This window comes from Falsihalocynthiibacter sp. CO-5D18 (assembly GCF_041205445.1).
In the GTDB taxonomy this organism is placed as follows: domain Bacteria; phylum Pseudomonadota; class Alphaproteobacteria; order Rhodobacterales; family Rhodobacteraceae; genus Falsihalocynthiibacter; species Falsihalocynthiibacter arcticus.
In genome coordinates, this window is sequence record NZ_JBGFCF010000005.1 from 110140 (window position 1) to 127576 (window position 17437).

19 protein-coding genes are annotated in these 17437 nt (G+C 52.1%); 7 read left to right on the forward strand and 12 right to left on the reverse strand.

From position 1 onward, the window contains the following. Nucleotides 1-5 precede the first annotated feature (5 nt). Complete coding sequence (locus AB9F27_RS08645; RefSeq protein WP_335586687.1) at nt 6-428, forward strand: PaaI family thioesterase; 423 nt, start codon at nt 6-8, stop codon at nt 426-428. A gap of 58 nt (nt 429-486) precedes the next feature. Here AB9F27_RS08645 and AB9F27_RS08650 read toward each other — a convergent pair whose 3' ends face one another. After that, complete coding sequence (locus AB9F27_RS08650; protein ID WP_335586688.1) at nt 487-720, reverse strand: DUF1127 domain-containing protein; 234 nt, start codon at nt 718-720, stop codon at nt 487-489. 91 nt (nt 721-811) lie between these two features. On the opposite strand from AB9F27_RS08650, the gene AB9F27_RS08655 reads away from it, so the two are divergent. From AB9F27_RS08655 to AB9F27_RS08670, 4 genes are all read left to right on the forward strand, one after another. After that, nucleotides 812-2203: a PLP-dependent aminotransferase family protein gene (locus AB9F27_RS08655; RefSeq protein WP_335586689.1), complete on the forward strand. Its 1392-nt coding sequence runs from the start codon at nt 812-814 to the stop codon at nt 2201-2203. A gap of 176 nt (nt 2204-2379) precedes the next feature. After that, nucleotides 2380-2844, forward strand: coding sequence for a 50S ribosomal protein L13 (gene rplM, locus AB9F27_RS08660; protein ID WP_039003529.1), 465 nt, complete (start codon nt 2380-2382; stop codon nt 2842-2844). 2 nt (nt 2845-2846) lie between these two features. Further along, nucleotides 2847-3332, forward strand: coding sequence for a 30S ribosomal protein S9 (gene rpsI, locus AB9F27_RS08665; protein WP_039003530.1), 486 nt, complete (start codon nt 2847-2849; stop codon nt 3330-3332). A gap of 142 nt (nt 3333-3474) precedes the next feature. Beyond that, nucleotides 3475-4233 (forward strand): hypothetical protein, encoded by a 759-nt coding sequence (locus AB9F27_RS08670; protein ID WP_335586690.1) that lies wholly within the window; start codon nt 3475-3477, stop codon nt 4231-4233. Nucleotides 4234-4277: 44 nt separating this feature from the next. On the opposite strand, the gene AB9F27_RS08675 is transcribed toward AB9F27_RS08670, so the two are convergent. The 8 genes from AB9F27_RS08675 to guaA all read right to left on the reverse strand — a co-directional run bounded on the left by AB9F27_RS08675 (nt 4278) and on the right by guaA (nt 12458). Then, a complete protein-coding gene (locus AB9F27_RS08675; protein ID WP_335586691.1) occupies nt 4278-4898 on the reverse strand; it encodes a TetR/AcrR family transcriptional regulator in 621 nt (206 codons plus the stop codon). Continuing rightward, nucleotides 4891-5754 carry a polyphosphate kinase 2 gene (gene ppk2, locus AB9F27_RS08680; RefSeq protein ID WP_039003532.1) on the reverse strand — a complete coding sequence of 288 codons (864 nt, stop codon included), beginning with the start codon at nt 5752-5754 and terminating at the stop codon, nt 4891-4893. Before ppk2 ends, AB9F27_RS08675 begins: the two co-directional genes overlap by 8 nt. 57 nt (nt 5755-5811) lie before the next feature. Beyond that, the gene (metA, locus tag AB9F27_RS08685) at nt 5812-6729 is read right to left on the reverse strand and encodes a homoserine O-succinyltransferase (RefSeq protein ID WP_335586692.1); all 918 of its coding nucleotides are present in this window, start codon (nt 6727-6729) and stop codon (nt 5812-5814) included. A gap of 41 nt (nt 6730-6770) precedes the next feature. Continuing rightward, a complete protein-coding gene (locus AB9F27_RS08690; protein WP_335586693.1) occupies nt 6771-7631 on the reverse strand; it encodes an ATPase in 861 nt (286 codons plus the stop codon). 124 nt (nt 7632-7755) lie between these two features. Then, nucleotides 7756-8862, reverse strand: coding sequence for an outer membrane protein transport protein (locus AB9F27_RS08695; protein ID WP_335586694.1), 1107 nt, complete (start codon nt 8860-8862; stop codon nt 7756-7758). Between the two features lie 182 nt (nt 8863-9044). Beyond that, a complete protein-coding gene (locus tag AB9F27_RS08700) occupies nt 9045-9947 on the reverse strand; it encodes a DMT family transporter (RefSeq protein ID WP_335586695.1) in 903 nt (300 codons plus the stop codon). Nucleotides 9948-9966: 19 nt separating this feature from the next. Then, nucleotides 9967-10902 (reverse strand): class I SAM-dependent methyltransferase, encoded by a 936-nt coding sequence (locus AB9F27_RS08705; RefSeq protein WP_369757653.1) that lies wholly within the window; start codon nt 10900-10902, stop codon nt 9967-9969. After that, a complete protein-coding gene (gene guaA / locus AB9F27_RS08710; RefSeq protein ID WP_369757654.1) occupies nt 10893-12458 on the reverse strand; it encodes a glutamine-hydrolyzing GMP synthase in 1566 nt (521 codons plus the stop codon). Before guaA ends, AB9F27_RS08705 begins: the two co-directional genes overlap by 10 nt. A 191-nt stretch (nt 12459-12649) precedes the next feature. Here guaA and AB9F27_RS08715 point away from each other — a divergent pair, with 191 nt between their 5' ends. Then, nucleotides 12650-14188 carry a trimethylamine methyltransferase family protein gene (locus AB9F27_RS08715; RefSeq protein ID WP_039003538.1) on the forward strand — a complete coding sequence of 513 codons (1539 nt, stop codon included), beginning with the start codon at nt 12650-12652 and terminating at the stop codon, nt 14186-14188. A 44-nt stretch (nt 14189-14232) separates the two neighbouring features. Here AB9F27_RS08715 and AB9F27_RS08720 read toward each other — a convergent pair whose 3' ends face one another. Continuing rightward, nucleotides 14233-14520 (reverse strand): DUF6477 family protein, encoded by a 288-nt coding sequence (locus tag AB9F27_RS08720; RefSeq protein WP_039003539.1) that lies wholly within the window; start codon nt 14518-14520, stop codon nt 14233-14235. A 216-nt stretch (nt 14521-14736) separates the two neighbouring features. Here AB9F27_RS08720 and AB9F27_RS08725 point away from each other — a divergent pair, with 216 nt between their 5' ends. Continuing rightward, nucleotides 14737-15858 (forward strand): DUF6456 domain-containing protein, encoded by a 1122-nt coding sequence (locus AB9F27_RS08725; RefSeq protein ID WP_335585522.1) that lies wholly within the window; start codon nt 14737-14739, stop codon nt 15856-15858. A 74-nt stretch (nt 15859-15932) separates the two neighbouring features. Here AB9F27_RS08725 and AB9F27_RS08730 read toward each other — a convergent pair whose 3' ends face one another. Both AB9F27_RS08730 and AB9F27_RS08735 read right to left on the reverse strand, forming a co-directional pair. After that, nucleotides 15933-16478, reverse strand: a complete 546-nt coding sequence (locus tag AB9F27_RS08730) for a peroxiredoxin (protein ID WP_335585523.1) — start codon at nt 16476-16478, stop codon at nt 15933-15935. Between the two features lie 178 nt (nt 16479-16656). Continuing rightward, nucleotides 16657-17343, reverse strand: coding sequence for an aquaporin (locus tag AB9F27_RS08735; RefSeq protein WP_335585591.1), 687 nt, complete (start codon nt 17341-17343; stop codon nt 16657-16659). Nucleotides 17344-17437 lie beyond the last annotated feature (94 nt).

Here is a 17437-nt window from a genome sequence, read left to right on the forward strand (position 1 = left end):
TGAGTATGACAATATTAATGGATGTTGAGGCCCTAAACGCCTTTTTGATCGCGGAATTTCCGCAAGTTACGGGCGAATTTAGAGTTCGTTCCGTAACGCCACTGGATGTCGTCGTTGAAATGTTGATGACTGACGCCCATTTGCGCCCCGGCGGTACGGTTTCGGGGCCAACGATGTTCGCGCTTGCGGATGTCTCAGTATTTCTGGCCATCTTAGCGCGCATCGGCCCCGTTGGGTTGGCCGTTACGACCAATGCCAGTATCGATTTCATGCGTAAACCAGTGGCAGGGAAAACGTTGATTGCGACGGCGCGTATCTTGAAATTGGGGCGGGTTTTGGCAGTTGGCGATGTATTGATACAATCCGAGGGGCAAGAGGCCCCCGTGGCCCGTGCCTCAATGACCTATTCCATCCCACCAAACCGGTAAGACAAAAAAAGGCCGGAGCATTGCCCCGGCCAGGAAGAGGTTCTGTCAGGAGGGGATATTATTCCTTCCAGAACGGACGGCGGGCCTCCGTAAGGGCTTCGCCGCGTGAAATACCGATGTCTTTAAGATCGGAATTCGTCATTCTATTAAGGCTACGACGCGTTCGCACCCGTTGATCCCAGAGCGTGATCGTGACCGCGACGCGCAACGCAATCAAACCCAAGGCGGGTATGTTTTTGCGGCTCTGCAAATAGTGCAGGGGCTGTGCGTGACTTGCGGGGGCGATCGTCATGGTCTCAATCCTTTGTGTTGATACAATCCATTTGATATTTCGTAATTAAGTGATACAATCGGTAAAAATCCAAGTCCAACGAAAGATTGTAATGAATACAATTTGGTTTCCCGATCTGTCCGCCTCCGACGGTCCCAAGTATAAAACGCTCACAAGTTCGATCCGTGATGCAGTTGCGATGCGCCATCTTAAAAAGGGGGAGCGCCTCCCTCCGGTGCGGGATTTAGCGTGGGAATTGAAAATCACGCCCGGAACTGTCGCGCGGGCCTATCGCAAACTGGTTGAGGACGGTGTTTTGCAGGCTGCTGTTGGGCGCGGCACATTTGTGGCCGATCGCACATCTGCGCATGTGTTTGAGGGCGACCCTCTTATTAATGCGCTGCAAGAAAGCACCGTTGATTTTCGCGGCTGTCGGGTTTCGGATGTGGGGCAGGGCGAGATCGTAAAGGAGGCCCTGATCCGAGTCGCCTCGCGCGCGGGCAATCGTTATGTCGATTACCCAACCGCTGCGACCGATCGTGCGGCACGCGCGGCGGTGTGCCATTGGATTGGACCTGACCACGTGGGGCGCATTGAGCCGGATGATGTGGTTCTGGGATTGGGGGCGCAAAACTGTAGCATTTTGGCGCTTCAATCCATCCTGCGCGGGGCGCATCCCGTCATTATGACCGAACAATTAACCTACCCCGGTGTGCGCCGCGCCGCGCAGCTTTTGCGGGCTGAAATTGTTGGGCTTAAAATGGACAGTCACGGTATTTGCCCCGATTCCTTTGAGGAAGCCGCGCGAATGCATGGTGGTAAAGTCCTACTTACTTCGGCTGAAGTTCATAGCCCGACAACGATTAATACGCCCTTGGAGCGTAAACTCGAATTGGCCGATATTGCCCGTCGTCACGACATTCAAATTATCGAGGATGACTGCCATCGGATTGATACCCCCAAGGCCCTGAGCTATCGGGCGATCGCGCCTGATTTGGCGTGGTACATTGGATCTTTGACCAAAAGCGTTGCGGCGAGTTTGCGGTTTGGCTTCATTGTGCCGCCCACAGGGGCCGCACCCCTGACGTTACAAGTGGCACAATCATCGTTTTATGGCCTGCCGCAACCCATCCTTGATGTCTGTGAAGAGCTCATTCTTTCTGGCGCGGCCAGTGAGGTGCGCAAAAAAGTGGTACAAAGTTGCCAAGAGCGTGTGCATCAAACCGTGAATGTTTTGGGGCAATGGGATATCCGTTGGCGCCCTGATGCGCCGTTTATCTGGCTTAAAATGCCGCGGGGTTGGCGTGGGTCTAGCTTTGCTGTGGCCTGCAAAAGTCGTGGCATTCGGGTTAAACCCGCCGATGAGTTTGCCCTTCCCGACGGCGATTCCCCAAATGCGGTGCGCTTGGCGGTGAATGCAACGGGGAACGACGAGGCGCGCTTGGCGGCCCTTGGCGAGATTAACCAAATTCTCCAACATCCCGAGCAAGACGCCGAAATTTAGGGAATTGCGTCAAAATGAGTGGGGTATTATTGTACCTAAATAATAAATCGTTGTTTTTAAACGATTTATTGCGTCTTTTAGCACTTGTTTGCGCGCCAAACCCCTTTATAACCCCGACATCAATTAGCGGTATGGGATTCCCCATGCCATCATTCGACCACGATAGGGTATCCTACATGAAAACCTTCTCTGCGACTCCTGCGGATATCGATAAGAAATGGATCATCATCGACGCTGAAGGCGTTGTTTTGGGCCGTCTTGCTTCGATCATCGCAACACGCCTTCGCGGCAAGCATAAACCAACCTTTACGCCTTCGATGGATATGGGTGACAACGTGATTGTTATCAACGCTGACAAAGTTCAGTTGACTGGCAAAAAACGTGACGACAAAATCTACTACTGGCACACTGGCCACCCTGGTGGGATCAAGCAGCGCACTGCACGTCAAATCATCGAGGGTAAATTCCCTGAGCGTGTTTTGACCAAAGCTGTTCAGCGCATGTTGCCTGGCAACCGTTTGAGCCGCACGCTTATGACAAACCTGCGCGTTTATGCGGGCACAGATCACGGCCACGAAGCCCAAGCACCAGAAGTTCTTGACGTTAAAGCCATGAACTCCAAAAACTCACGGGGTGCATAAGCATGTCTGAAGATATCAAATCACTCGACGATCTGAACACAATTGTTGAAGGTGTTGCCGCAGTAGAAGCCGCTCCCCTTCGTGAACAAGTTCGCGATAGCCTTGGCCGCTCCTATGCGACTGGCAAACGTAAAGACGCGGTTGCCCGCGTTTGGATCAAACCAGGTTCCGGTAAAGTAACGGTAAACGGCAAAGACATGCCTGTTTATTTTGCACGCCCCGTGTTCCAAATGATCCTACGTCAGCCTTTCACGGTTGCTGGTGTTGATGGCGAATTCGATGTTGTTGCAACTGTTAAAGGCGGCGGTCTTTCTGGCCAAGCTGGCGCGGTTAAGCACGGTATCTCTAAAGCGCTTCAACTTTATGAACCCTCCTTGCGCGCAGCCCTGAAAGCTGCTGGCTTCCTCACACGCGATAGCCGCGTTGTTGAGCGTAAGAAGTTCGGTAAAGCAAAAGCCCGTAAGAGCTTCCAGTTCTCCAAGCGTTAATTGGCTTCGAGTACTTTACTCTACAAAAAAGAAAAAGGGTTCGCATTTTGCGAGCCCTTTTTCTTTGCCCCGCGGATTATATGTTAAGGCTTTACAACTACAGCTCCCTGATTATTCTAAAGAAAATACAACGGGCGGCTCTATGAAACTGACTGGAAGACTTCTCGCGTTCGTGATTGTCACCGCTTCGGTACTTGTCGCGTGCGATGCGCCGCCGAAACGTTTGACTGACGAAGAGCGCGCAACACGTGAGGTGGCACGTGAAGCTAAAAGATTTGCAGATGGCGAGGCTGCGGTCGAAGCCTGCAAGGCTTCCTATTGCGAACGTTTGGACCTAGATGGAACACGGCTGAACGACTTCACGGTGCTAAATGATATGAGCCATGTCAAAGCGCTGATGATCAGCAGAACGAACTTCGCTAATCTAAGCGACATCGCAAACCTGACAGAGCTTCAAGAGCTTCATATGTCGTATACCGACGTTCCGGACTTGAACGGGCTCAGCGCTTTTTCGAATTTGGATATTCTTCACATGGAAAGTTTACGCGAAAAACCAAGCCTTGAGCCGCTATCGACTCCGGCGCTCACTGGCTTGGTTGAACTGGCGTTGTCTCCCCAAAAGGAAAACAGCATCGCTTTTGTCACCAATATGAAGTCCCTCAAGCGGCTCAGGTTTGGGTATGGTGAAGTCGGCAATCTCAAACCCCTTAGTGGGCATCCTTCATTGGAGAAGTTGTCGTCGAATGCAGATATTCTTCAATGGCAGCGCGGGCTGTTGCAGCTTCCGCGACTGAAAGAGTTTTACGTTGACTATAGTATGAAAAACCTTGATCCCGGTATACGGGACGCCTTGGAAGAAAAAGGGCTGCTCGTCTATGCGCCCCCCATGGTCATGTGTTGAGGTTCTCCTTTGAGGCCTGATTTTTTGCCTTTAGAAGCTAAATTTCAATCGTCCGGATCAACCAACCCGAGGCCGCGCAGATAAATCCCTATACCACTTTCCAAAAGGTCTTCGGGTGGGAAAGGGGCGATGGTGCCCGGTGCGCCGCGGGCAAAAAGCTCAACGACACCATGGCTTAAGGCCAATATATGGGCCGAGAACATGCTCGCGGGCGGGCGTTTGTCTGCGGGAATGTGTTTGGACAATTCGTGGGCCGCGTGTTCCAACGTGCCTTTGGCCTTTCTTGCCGCTGCCGCGAGTTCGGGTGTGCGGTTGACAGAAATTCCGCTCTCAAACATCGCCACATAATGCCCCGGATGGCGACGCGCAAACGCGAGATAGGCGCGACCCGTAGCTTCAAAGCTTGCCAACGCTGAGGGTTGGCCCGTCGCATAGGCGTATTCCATCAATTCTCCAAAGATTTCATACCCTTGGCGCGCCACTTCCGCGATCAAATCCTCGCGTCCCTCAAAATGCCGATACACAGCAGCGGGGGTCACACCCGCCGTTTTAGCAGCTTCAGACAAGGTAAACCCAGTGGGGCCTTTGGTCTCGATAAGGCTCAGAGCCGCTTCGACCAAAGCTTGTTTGAGATTGCCGTGATGATATCCACGTTTTTTAACCATTCCACATTTCCGGTCCGCCACAAATCGAGTAATCAATTTCCGGTATTTCTGATTTCTCTTTATAATCAATGCATTTCAGGATGGACTTAATGGTCTCGAGGCGCGCACGACGTTTGTCATCGGCGCGAATAACGGTCCAAGGTGCGAATTCCGTATGGGTCCGCGTTAGGGTTTCGGTTATGGCTTCGCTATAAGCGTCCCATTTTTTCAGGCCCTCAACGTCAATCCAGCTAAGTTTCCATTGTTTTAGCGGGTCTTGCTCACGTTCAAGAAATCGTCGCAACTGCTCTGCACGACCCACGTTGAGCCAGATTTTAACCAAGTGATAGCCTTCATCCGCCAACAATCGCTCGAAATCGGGAAGCTGGGCAAAGAAATGGGCGCGTTGATCGGGTGTACAGAAGCCAAAAACATGCTCCACAACGCCGCGATTGTACCAGCTGCGATCAAACATCCTGACCTCACCCTTGGTGGGTAAATGATCGACATAGCGTTGAAAATACCACTCGCCAGCTTCGCGTTCAGTTGGTTTAGGTAGGGCGACGTTCTTAGCAATACGCGGATTGAGGTTCTCTCTGAGGCGCGAAATCGCCCCGCCTTTGCCAGCCGCGTCCCGCCCTTCAAACAGCACAACAAGACGTTTGCCACTGGTGATGAAATCGGACTGCAATTTGACCAATTCTAACTGAAGTTGCTCCATTTGCGCGTCATAAGCTTTACGCCCCATCAGTTTTTTATAGGGATAACTCGGCGCAAGAATGTCTTTTGCACCCGCGTTCTCAATCGATTTTCGGATCTCGTCGGGTGCTTCATTTTTGTAGAAATGGGTTATGTCGCCAACAAACGGTAAATCCATCGCGGGGCTCCTCGCTTTTTTCAAGTATGACGTGCAGTTAGCCGCAATTCAATCAGCTTAGGTCCCGATTTCGTCCATATTGTATTTTGTCGTTTGGTAAATTTCGTTTAGCCAGTTGCCATAAAGCAAATGTGCGTGGCTGCGCCAGCGGTTTTGCGGCACTTGGCTTGGGTCATCGTTCGGGTAATAGTTTTGTGGAATATTGATCGCCGTTCCCGTCTCGATATCGCGGTCATATTCCTGTTTAAGCGTGTCTGAATCATACTCAAAATGGTTAAAGATATAGAGCGCGCGATGGTCGGGATCTTCAACCAAACAGGGGCCTGCGTCCTCGCTTCCCAAAAGCGTTGTGAGGTTTTTTGCTGTGTCGATTTCGTCTTGGTGGATTTCGGTCCAGCGACTTACCGGAATGACGCAATCGTCTGAAAAACCACGCAAATACTGGGAGCTGGGGTTAAGGTTTTGGTGGCGAAAACAACCAAATAGCTTGTGATCCAACAGGTGTTTGTTGATTCCGTGGAGATGGTGGATCATGGCCATGCCCCCCCAACAAATCCCAAATGTGGAATGCACGTTGGTTTGTGTCCAGTCCATAATGCGGCACAGTTCGTCCCAATAGGTGACGTCCTCAAAATCCAAATGCTCAATCGGCGCGCCAGTAATCAAGAGGCCGTCAAATTTGCGGTCCTTGATTTCGTCGAACGTGCGATAAAACGTTTCCATATGTTCCGCAGTGGTGTTTTTTGTTTGGTGCTCGCTCATACGGATCAAGGTCAGGTCGATTTGCAACGGCGTCGCCCCGATCAGACGCGCAAACTGGGTTTCGGTCTGAATTTTCTTGGGCATCAGATTAAGAAGACCAATTTGCAACGGGCGAATATCTTGGCGTGCGGCAAGTTGTTCATCCATCACCATCACGCCCTCGCTCGAGAGAACCTCATAAGCGGGAAGGGAGGATGGAATCTTAATCGGCATGGGAAACTCTTTTCTGAGATTGGTCTAATTAGATAGGTCGCTTAGGAGCGGTTCTCAAGGGTATCAGAAACCAAAGCGTTGAAATCGTCAGGCGATTTGAGGCGGGCGACTTCGCTTGCGGGAACGGAAATGCCCCAATTATCGGCCATCGCTTGATACCGTGGTTGGCGCGCAGTCAACGCGGCACGATACGCGGCTCGAATGAAATCATTCGGATTAACATCCTCTTGCTTCACGTTGTTTTCTTTGAGGTATTCATCCCAAAACGGGAGCAGAAAGCTGGCCTGATAGCACATGGGTTTGGGCGATGCATTGAAGCGCGCGATAAGGGCCTCAGTGTGTTCATTCCCGCCCTCAATCCAAATCATCAGGGTGCTGTCAGACAGCGTTTTGAGCGTTGGGTCGAGGGGATTCCACGGGTCAACGACTTCGCAAATAGAACCACCAGAGTCGCAGATGAAATTGTCATAACCATAAAGCTCGGTCGCACGCTTGATGAAATAAGGCGTGTCCATCAGCGCACTCACCTCGGCGATGTGGTGCTGTTTTTGCCGCCGCATATATTCGTCTATCGGCAGGCCGCCCAAGGCGGAGCTGCCCGGTTTTCCGAGGTATGTCGAAAGGGGCGCGAGGTTTTCAAATGTGAGGTTTGAGGCAATGTAAATGCTGTCGCTAAGAAGGAGTTCCGCGAGAAACGGGTCCAGCAACGCATGCGCTTTGAAATTGTCGACGATAAATTCGCCCATGTAGCGCGTGCCGATCCGATAATCGATGGAATAGTGGAACCAGTCGCCGGACGCGCGCAACATATTAGAGATATAAGTTTTTCCAAGACCAGACATCCCAAAAAGCAGGGCGTGTTTATTAGGGTTTTCGGACCATACTTGGGCAGAGGGGATCATAGAGGTGGCTTTCGATTGCTTCCTCTCCGTCCTACCCAGCGCGAGGTGGGCGGTCAATTGCTAGAAACAGAAAAGGGCCCGCCGTTGCCGGTAGGCCCAGTTCATAATCAGGTATTTATCGTGATTAGAGTGCGAAACCAATCCGCAAACCAAAGGCCAGCGCATTGTTGTCTTGGAAGCTCGACGCTGGGCCACCCAAACCAAGGGTGGTTTCCGCATCGCCAATCATGACATATTTCACGCCTGCCGTGATTTTCATGTTTTCGCGCGTATAGGTTCCGCCGAGACCCACCGAGAATTGTCCGTCGGTTGGGTTGAGGTTGGACTGGTAGCCGCCATTGGATTTTTCATAACCCGCAGAGATGGCGCCCGACCAAGAGTCGCTAAATTTACGTCCAACGCCAAGGGTGTAGGTGAAAACGTCGTCCTCGTAGGATACCAGCGAACCGCCACCTGTGAGGGTCGAATAGTCGGTTGGGGAAATGTCATAATCCGACCAGTTAACCCACCGAATGGAGCCGAAAACCAACGTGTCTTCTGCGACACCGGATTGGAATTCGAGGTTCACAGATTGTGGTGAATTCACCTCGGTTACGGAGGTGTTATCCGCGCCCAAGGCTGCCGAGGACTCGGTGGTTTCAAGGTCGTGGGAGATTTTCGAGTTGTAGGTCAATGCGACCCGCAAAGCGATGTCCGGACGCTCATATGCAGCCCCAACCAAGTAGCCGAACGCGCCATTTTTGCTGCCAACGGCGTCATATGATGACACAAACGGGATATTCGCGGTAGCTTCGAGGGTTTCGTAGCGCAGACCGCCGAAAACGCTGTAACCTTCGTTGATATTATATTTCAGGATACCAGTGATGGCCGCCGTGTTAAGTTCGGCAACGGATCCCGTCGCAAAATAGGGAGCCGAGGGATAGGCAACATTGGCACCGAAGGGTTGGTCGATGATGATTGCTGCATCCAGTTTGTCGCTAAAGCTGTGCTTATATGCGCCCGAAAACTGGGTATAAGCAGGAGCCATATCGCCCGACGCACCCCCTGGAGTTGGCGAATATGCTGTGCCGACGCCCGAGATACTTGGGTTTACTGTGCCGACAGAAACTTCAACATAGTTTCCCTCTTCAAAAAGAATGGCAGTGCTTTGATAGGAGCGATCTACACCACCCGCGAGTGCGGCGCTGGTGGTCGTGGCCATGAGGACCGCGGTGGTTGTTATAAGTTTCATTTTCCCCTCCCTGGGAATGTTCAGACATCTATGAGTGAAGTCGGTGTGAAGATGCCGCTCAGGGGGCATCCAAGTCAAATTTGACGCCGCGTAACCATTTTGGGACGTTAAGTTTTGCAGAAAGTACCGCAACGTAATTGTGTTATTTCAGTCACCGGTTTCTTATAACTGAACTGTTGGGTTTAGCTTTGAGCCTCCCGTGAAATCCGCGACTCATGCACAAGATTAAGATAATTTGCACTAAAGATAATAATCGCTCCGATCCATACATAGATGTCGACGGTTTCGTTAAACAAGATAAACCCTAATATTGCGATAACCGGCAGACGGGCAAAATCGATCGGCATAATGGACGCCGCAGGGGCTAAGGATAACGCCCGCGTTAAGCATAAGTGCGCCATCAACCCCATGAGGCCAACGATAATCACCGCAGGTACGAGGGAGAGGCTGGGCAGAGCAATCTCGCCGTCATAGCCCGACATCACAACGCCAAAAACTGCTTGTGTGACGGTGAGGTAGAACATGATCGCCGTGATTGACTGAGTGCGGGTCAGGCGACGTGTCAATAGGCTCGTGAGGGCAAAACAAATGGCAGCCAAGGCCGCGAGGCCTTCGCCCAAGGACAAGTTGCCAAATGTGGGGCGCGTTACAATCAAAATCCCAGCGAAGCCGACCAATGCTGTCAAAGCGCGGCTTCCGGTAAGTTTTTCCCCCAAGATGAACGGAGCGAGAAGCAACACCCAAACGGGCGATGTGAACTCAATGGCAAACACTTTGGCGATTGGAATGAGGAAAAGAGCTGCGAACCAAAGGTTTTGCCCCGTAAAATGAAACAGATTGCGCACCAGATGTTGACGAAAATAGCGCAACGTGATTTCGGAGTGGCGTTTGGACCACAGGATATAGCCGCAAACAATGACCACACCCGTAAAAGAGCGGTACATCATCAACTCAAACGTATCCAATTCCTGCATGACCGCGCGCCCCGCGATGGCCATTGCGCTAAAGGCAAACACGGCCCCACACATCCAAAACGCAGCATGGATAAAATCCGCATGGTCGGTGTTTTTTGACGGAGGGATCATAGGTCAGTCCAAACTAGTTTTAACGTTTTTGAACGAACCAATAAGATTGATAGGGATCGTTGAGGGAGCGGTCTTGCTTCACGATTTTGAGGTCGGGGAATTGCGCGTGGAACCACGCAACGGTCATGGATGTGTCGCCGTAAGTTACATCCCCGTCAACTGTTTCTCGGCTATGGGGAACAAAAGCAAACCCGTCTGCAACGTGTGACGCTTCACAGTGCGCACGCTGTTGGGGGGCGGTTTCTTTGAAATGCTGTGCCCAATACTCGATCTCGCGCGTTGTGATAAGGAGGACGCCATCCGCAGTGAGATATTTTGCTACCGTTGAGATTCCCGCGCGCGTGGCACGTTCAGAAAGGTGCGTAAACACCGAGAAGGCAAAGATAAAATCAAATCGCGCGTCACCGACGGGCAAGTCTGTGGGCAAATAATCAGAGACCGCGAAATTTGTGGTTAGGCCATCGTTTTTACAGATTTCGATGGAGCGATCCCAAGGGTCGACGCCGAAGTAGTTTTCTTCCTCGGTAAAAAAATACATCATGCGGCTGATGCGGCCATAGCCACAACCAAAGTCCAGAATTTTGGCGTCTGACAGGGATTTCCCTGAAATTTCAGAGTAGTTATAGGCCGCAGATCGCACGAAATCGAGCGTCTGGGTCAAAAGGAACGCGCCGCTGTTGCCAGTCCAATTGCGTTGAACCTCGGCCTCGGCCATGCGCGGAAGCAAGGCCGACAACTTGGGGTAAGTCGCATCGGGCAGCGAAATAAGAAACAGTCCGAAATCCGACAGCCCCAACGCCCGAAGACGCGCAAGCGCTTCGCCTCGCGTGGATTGCGCGGTCAGGTCGGACTCAATCTTCGCAAGCAACTCACTGCTTTGGGAAAACAAGACGGGTTCGATGGGCGCAGGAGCCTGTGGAGCTAATCTCGCGCGTAAACGTTGCTTTATTCCCACTCGATCGTACCGGGAGGTTTTGAGGTGATATCATAGGTCACGCGGTTGATACCTTGAACTTCGTTGATGATCCGCGTCGCGGTTTCGCCAAGGAATTCATGGGTAAATGGATAATAATCCGCCGTCATTCCGTCCACCGACGTGACTGCGCGCAAAGCACAGGCGAAATCATAGGTGCGCCCATCGCCCATCACACCGACGGTGCGCACAGGGAGAATGGCGACGAAAGCTTGCCAAATCTCGTCATAAAGACCGTGTTTGCGGATTTGATCGATATAAACGGCATCCGCTTCGCGCAGGATCTCAAGTTTGGCGCGGGTAATCTCACCGGGGCAACGGATCGCAAGGCCAGGCCCTGGGAAGGGATGACGGCCAATAAAGCTCGCGGGAAGGCCAAGTTCGCGGCCCAACGCACGGACCTCATCCTTGAACAATTCGCGAAGTGGTTCCACGAGTTTAAGACCCATCTTCTCAGGCAGGCCGCCCACATTGTGGTGACTTTTGATCGTGACGGAAGGGCCACCGGAAAAGCTGACGGATTCAATCACATCGGGGTACAAAGTGCCCTGTGCGAGGAATTCTGCACCTTCGATTTCATTGGCGTATTTCTGGAACACATCAATAAACAAGCCACCGATGATTTTGCGCTTGGTTTCGGGATCAGATTGCCCGTCGAGCGCGCCCAGAAACAGCTCTTTTTCATCCGCATAGATCAGCTTGATTTTATAATTGTCGCGGAACATTTTTACGACTTCTTCGGCTTCATTCTTGCGCAGCAAACCGTGGTCAACAAACACACAGGTCAGCTGATCACCAATCGCTTCGTGGATCAAAACCGCTGCGACCGAGCTGTCTACGCCGCCCGACAATCCACAGATAACCTGCTTGTCACCGACTTGTTCGCGGATTGCGTCAATCGCTTGTTCGCGGTACGCGCCCATGGTCCAATCGCCTGTAAAGCCTGCCATTTTGACAAAATTTTCGTAGAATTTCGCGCCATTCGGGGTATGGTGAACTTCAGGGTGGAACTGCACCGCATAGAAACCGCGTGCCGTGTCCGCGGTGATCGCGAAAGGAGCGTTTGGCGAGGTGCCATATACTTCAAACCCGGCAGCGATGGCGCTCACGTGGTCGCCGTGGCTCATCCATACCTGCTCTTTGTCTTGTGCAAACCAGCCGTCCAAAAGGTCGATTTTCTCGCCGGTTGGCACAACATAGGCGCGCCCAAATTCGGCCGTTCCGTGGCCGGATTCAACCTTGCCGCCCAGCATATGCATCATAACTTGTTGACCGTAACAAATGCCCAAAATAGGCACGTCGAGGTCAAATACCTCTTTTGGTGGACGGGGCGATCCCTCGTCAATCACGCTGGCGGGGCCGCCTGACAGGATCACCGCTTTTGGCGCAAATTCGGCCAAGAAAGCAGGAGTCACTTTTTGAAACGGATGGATTTCACAATAGACAGAAAGCTCGCGCAGACGACGCGCAATGAGCTGCGTCACTTGGGACCCAAAGTCGATGATTAGCAGGCGCTCATGCGAAGGAATATCATTCATTATTTGGCAATAATGTGCATGGGCGTTCTGTGCAAGTGGTTGCGACCCTCGGGCGGCAATTTGCGTGTAATTTTTAAACTGCACATGGAATTAAACACAAATGTCGCTTTCCGTCCAAAAATGTCTGTTTTTAACACCGCCAAAGGCAGCGGTCATGAGAACAAAAGTAAACATCGGTATAGGAGACGTTTATGACGTTAGAATCAGGTCGCAAACGGGGAGGCGGCGGTTCTGCGCGTCGCGCCGCACGCAGTGCCGTAAGTTTTGATACCGCGCCCGTCATTGATCGCGCGATCCCAAATTACGAAATCCTCAACGAGGAAGCGCTTCAAATAATCGAGCGCAACGCCGAAACGATTTTGGCTGAAACAGGTGTGAATTTCCTCGAAAATCCGGAAGCGTTGGAGCTTTGGCGCGCGGCTGGTGCGCAAATTGAGGATGATCGCGTGCGGATTCCTCGTGGATTGGCGCGGGAATTGTGCAAAACAGCGCCGTCGAGTTTTATCCAGCATGCGCGCAATCCCGAACGGAATGTGGAAATCGGCGGCAAAAAACTGGTGCTCGCGCCTGTTTATGGTCCGCCCTTCGTGCGCGATCTTGAGGGTGGGCGCCGCTATGCCACCATGGCGGATTTCGAGAATTTCGTGCGTTTGGGCTATATGTCCAAATTCTTGCACCACTCCGGCGGAACCGTGTGTGAGCCGACCGATGTACCAGTGAACAAGCGGCATCTCGACATGCTCTTGGCGCATATGACCTTGAGCGATAAGCCGTTTATGGGCTCGGTTACTGAACCTAGCCGCGCTCAAGACAGTGTGGAGATGTGTGAAATTCTGTTCGGCAAGGACTTCGTGCGGGACAATACGGTGATGACGTCGCTCATCAATATCAACTCACCGCTCTCGTTTGACTCGATTATGATGGGGTCGCTTGAGGTCTATGCGCGGGCCAATCAGGCCTGCATTATTTCGCCTTTCGTTGTTGGCGGGGCTATGGCACCTGTTTCCGTCGCGGGGACATTAGCGCAGGTTTTGGCCGAGGTTATGGCGGGCGTTGCCTATAGCCAACTGATCCGCAAAGGCGCTCCGGTGATTTTCGGAACATTTGTGACGTCGATCGACATGAATTCGGGTGCACCGACCTTTGGCACACCAGAAGCTTCACAAATCCTTTACGGTGCGGGCCAGCTCGCGCGCCGCCTTAACCTTCCGTTTAGGTCTGGTGGCGGGCTCTGTGGCTCAAAGCTGCCTGATGCGCAGGCGGGATATGAAACCGCAAATACCCTCAACGCGGCTCTTTTGGGCGGCGTGAACTTCATGCTCCATGCCTGTGGTTGGCTTGAAGGCGGGCTTGTAGCTTCGCTTGAGAAGTTTGTTCTTGATGCGGACCAACTGGGGGCTTTGCACAAGCTCGCTGAGGGCGTTGCGATAGATGAAAACGCCCAAGCCATGGACGCGATCGTTGAAGTTGGGCCGGGGGGGCACTTTTTAGGGTGCGCCCATACCCAAGCGAATTATCAGTCGGCCTTTTGGCGCAGCAATGTCCTCGACTATAAACCCTTCGAGACGTGGGAAGACGAAGGCGCGCGGGATAGCCAATCTTTGGCCGCGACGAAGGTGAAACAACTGCTCTCAGACTACCGTGCTCCAGCACTTGATCCCCTAATCGAGCGAGCCCTTAGGAGCTATGTAGCTGAAAAGAAAGCCTCTGTTCCAGATTCGTTCTTATAGACACAATTTACCTCAAATTGGGGCGGAAACTGGTTTTCCGCCCTTTATGCTGTCCGCACCGCTAATAATTTTGCTTCCCCCATAAGCGCGACAAGCATCTCAATATGCAGCATTACACTGTAACTTGCGTCGCCCAATTTCCGCTTTTCTTCGAGAATCTGTTCCTCACTCATGAGGGTAATTACGGCCTGTCCAGGGCCCGGAAGACGTGCGTCTTTGATTAGGCGTGGAAGGTGACGGTCCCTATTATACTCGCTTAAACCGTGGCGAGCAGCTCGAACGAGGAGGCGAGGGCGGTTCAACATTTTCAGCATTGTTAGGATATCATTCATGGTCTTCTCCGTGAGTTTTTGATGTCTACACAGAATGACTCAACTTACGCGTGTGTTGCGGATGAAAATAATCGCCGAACGTTAGTTTACCGATTGTTTAGCATTTGGAAACAATCATAGCGAAGTCACAAGATTTTAACGAGGGCGTAACCAATTGAAACATCATTCCTTCCTACAAAATCGCCATAAGACCATTGCCAACTCAAGGAGACTGTAATGGGGGAAAATTTGGATAGCAGACCGGTTCGTACGTTGCTGCCCCACTGGGTACCGGATGCCGCTGAACGCTATTTACTTCACACGGAAACGGGTCTGTCCATTCGTGCCGTGGCACGAAACGCTGGATGCCACGCGTCCACTGTTTTGCGTCAAATCCGCCGGTTTGAAAACCGTCGCGATGATATTCTAATCGACAAGGCTCTGCGCGACTTGGGCAAAGCACATTTTCCCAACAGCCCTATAAACAAGGATACCCAGATGGCTGCGCCCAAACGAAACCCAAACCAAACGGCCTCTGATATTGAGCTGCATTCCGAGGCGCAACGGGTGTTGCGACGCCTGTGTGAAACAGGGGCGGTTTTGGTCGTTGCTGGGAATATGGATAAGGCAGTTGTGCTGCGGGATCTTCCCGGTGGGAAATCCGCGCGCACGGCAATTGTTGATCGTCATATTGCCGAGGCGATGGCGCTCAAAGAATGGATAAAATGCAAAAAATCCGGTAAAATCGCCCAGTATGAAGCGACGGTTTCTGGCCGTAGTTTCCTGAAATCCACAATGGACGCCCCAAACCGTATGGGCGGGATGGCACATGGGTTTGCCGAGGCCCCCACGCGTTTTGATGCCGCTCCCACCACATGGTCCAATGATCGTGACGAAGACCGGCCGGTTAAGCGCTATACCTTGGCAGAAAGCCCGCTTATCGCCTTGGCCCGTCGCCGTGACAAAACCGGTAAGCCCTTTTTAAACGACGATTTAGTCGCCGCCGGCGAGCGGCTTCGGGAAGATTTCGAATTGGCTCAAATGGGGCTTCAGGACCAAAAGATTTGGGAGCAATATTTGATGCAAATCGAAGATGGCTCAACGGTTTCGACGCCCACGTTTCGCAATGAAAAACAAAAGGCCGCCCATGATCGCACCCGTGAGGCGCTGCGGGATTTGGGCCCGGGACTTGGGCATGTCGTTTTGCGGTGTTGCTGTTTCCTTGAGGGGATTGAAACCACCGAAAAAGAGATGGATTGGGCCGCGCGGAGTGGCAAAATCGTGCTAAAAATCGCCTTGCAACGGTTAGCTTTTCACACGACGAAGTCCTATGGAAAACACGGACCGATGATTGGTTGATGCGCAAAATATACGAAAACAAAAAAGGGCCTTTCCAATGGAAGGCCCTTTTCGTGTCTATAAAACGTGAAGCCTTAAGCCGCGACTGATTTCTCTGCGCGGAGCCAGTTCAACAGGTTTTCTGGTGAGGACTCGCCATAGGTATCCTCAGTGCCATTGTCGGCAATGCCGGGTTCTGCGAACCAGCCCTCGATCACACCGTCATTCACGATGGCTGCATAGCGCCACGACCGCATGCCAAAGCCTACGTTGGATTTCTCAACCAGCATGCCCATTTTGCGGGTAAATTCGCCGGAACCGTCGGGAATGACGTTGACGTTTTTAAGGTCTTGGCTCTGGGCCCATTTGTTCATCACAAAGCTGTCGTTGACGGACAAACAATAGATACCCTCGATGCCTTCATGTTGGAAGTCAGCAAAGCCTTTTTCAAACCCTGGGAGCTGAAACGTCGAGCAAGTTGGCGTAAACGCACCGGGGAGGGCGAACAAAATAACGCGTTTGCCAGCGAAATAATCGCGGGTTGTTTTGTTTTCCCAGCGGAACGGATTGTCGCCGCCAATAGACTCGTCGCGAACGCGGGTGTGAAATGAAACGTCTGGAAGTTTTGCGCCAATTTGCATGTCTGCTCCTGTCGTGTTTTTGAATTCGAATGCGGTTTATAACGATTCTAAGTAGCGTGCAATGGCGTGGCTTCAAGGCTGAATCCGTTTGGAATTTTAGTTTTCTTACTTAAAGCAGTGCGACAAAAAGGCCGCCCCGAAGGACGGCCTTGTATTGCGCGACTTTGTGCTATGTGGGTTAAGCTGCGTCTGCGCGGGTAATGCCTGCGCCGTAAAGCACGCCTGCCAGCGCACCACCTGCGAGTGGTGCCACGATGAAAACCCAAAGTTGGGCGAGGGCGGTTCCTCCTGCGAACAACGCAGGTGCAATGGAGCGCGCAGGGTTCACCGAAACACCCGTAACGTTGATGCCAACAAGGTGGATGCCCAATAACGTCAAGCCAATTGCCAGACCTGCAAAAGCTGCCGGTGCGCCTTTTTCCGTTGATCCAAGAATGACGGTCACAAAGATAAATGTCGCGACGATCTCGAATATTAGCGCGGCAACGAGGGTATATTCCCCATTATAACCAACTCCATATCCGTTTTGACCAAGGCCATTTGCGGCAACGGAATAGTCCGCTTTTCCCGATGCAATTAAATATACAGCCGTGATGGCAAGGATGGCGCCGACAATTTGCGCCACAGAATAACGGATGAATTCCCCCACATTCATGCGGCCCGACGTGACCATCCCCAACGACACTGCTGGGTTAAGATGCGCGCCAGAAATCGCGCCGATGCCATAGGCGGCAGCCACAATTGAAAGGCCAAACGCCATGGAAATACCAACGTGCCCAATCTCAAAGCCTAGCACTGCTGCGCCGCACCCAAAAAACACCAATACAAAGGTGCCAAATACTTCTGCAATTTCTTTTTTCATAATATATCCCTCCATTGGAAGCTTACGCCCCCCTATTGCAAGCCAGTTATGCATATGTAACTTGGCTCTGGTAGCCACATGAAAAAGCGATATATTG

Coding starts and splice junctions, on each gene's coding strand:
- AB9F27_RS08645 (WP_335586687.1), top strand. CDS start 6: ATGACAATATTAATGGATGTTGAGGCCCTAAACGCCTTTTTGATCGCG.
- AB9F27_RS08650 (WP_335586688.1), bottom strand. CDS start 720: ATGACGATCGCCCCCGCAAGTCACGCACAGCCCCTGCACTATTTGCAG.
- AB9F27_RS08655 (WP_335586689.1), top strand. CDS start 812: ATGAATACAATTTGGTTTCCCGATCTGTCCGCCTCCGACGGTCCCAAG.
- rplM (WP_039003529.1), top strand. CDS start 2,380: ATGAAAACCTTCTCTGCGACTCCTGCGGATATCGATAAGAAATGGATC.
- rpsI (WP_039003530.1), top strand. CDS start 2,847: ATGTCTGAAGATATCAAATCACTCGACGATCTGAACACAATTGTTGAA.
- AB9F27_RS08670 (WP_335586690.1), top strand. CDS start 3,475: ATGAAACTGACTGGAAGACTTCTCGCGTTCGTGATTGTCACCGCTTCG.
- AB9F27_RS08675 (WP_335586691.1), bottom strand. CDS start 4,898: ATGGTTAAAAAACGTGGATATCATCACGGCAATCTCAAACAAGCTTTG.
- ppk2 (WP_039003532.1), bottom strand. CDS start 5,754: ATGGATTTACCGTTTGTTGGCGACATAACCCATTTCTACAAAAATGAA.
- metA (WP_335586692.1), bottom strand. CDS start 6,729: ATGCCGATTAAGATTCCATCCTCCCTTCCCGCTTATGAGGTTCTCTCG.
- AB9F27_RS08690 (WP_335586693.1), bottom strand. CDS start 7,631: ATGATCCCCTCTGCCCAAGTATGGTCCGAAAACCCTAATAAACACGCC.
- AB9F27_RS08695 (WP_335586694.1), bottom strand. CDS start 8,862: ATGAAACTTATAACAACCACCGCGGTCCTCATGGCCACGACCACCAGC.
- AB9F27_RS08700 (WP_335586695.1), bottom strand. CDS start 9,947: ATGATCCCTCCGTCAAAAAACACCGACCATGCGGATTTTATCCATGCT.
- guaA (WP_369757654.1), bottom strand. CDS start 12,458: ATGAATGATATTCCTTCGCATGAGCGCCTGCTAATCATCGACTTTGGG.
- AB9F27_RS08715 (WP_039003538.1), top strand. CDS start 12,650: ATGACGTTAGAATCAGGTCGCAAACGGGGAGGCGGCGGTTCTGCGCGT.
- AB9F27_RS08720 (WP_039003539.1), bottom strand. CDS start 14,520: ATGAATGATATCCTAACAATGCTGAAAATGTTGAACCGCCCTCGCCTC.
- AB9F27_RS08725 (WP_335585522.1), top strand. CDS start 14,737: ATGGGGGAAAATTTGGATAGCAGACCGGTTCGTACGTTGCTGCCCCAC.
- AB9F27_RS08730 (WP_335585523.1), bottom strand. CDS start 16,478: ATGCAAATTGGCGCAAAACTTCCAGACGTTTCATTTCACACCCGCGTT.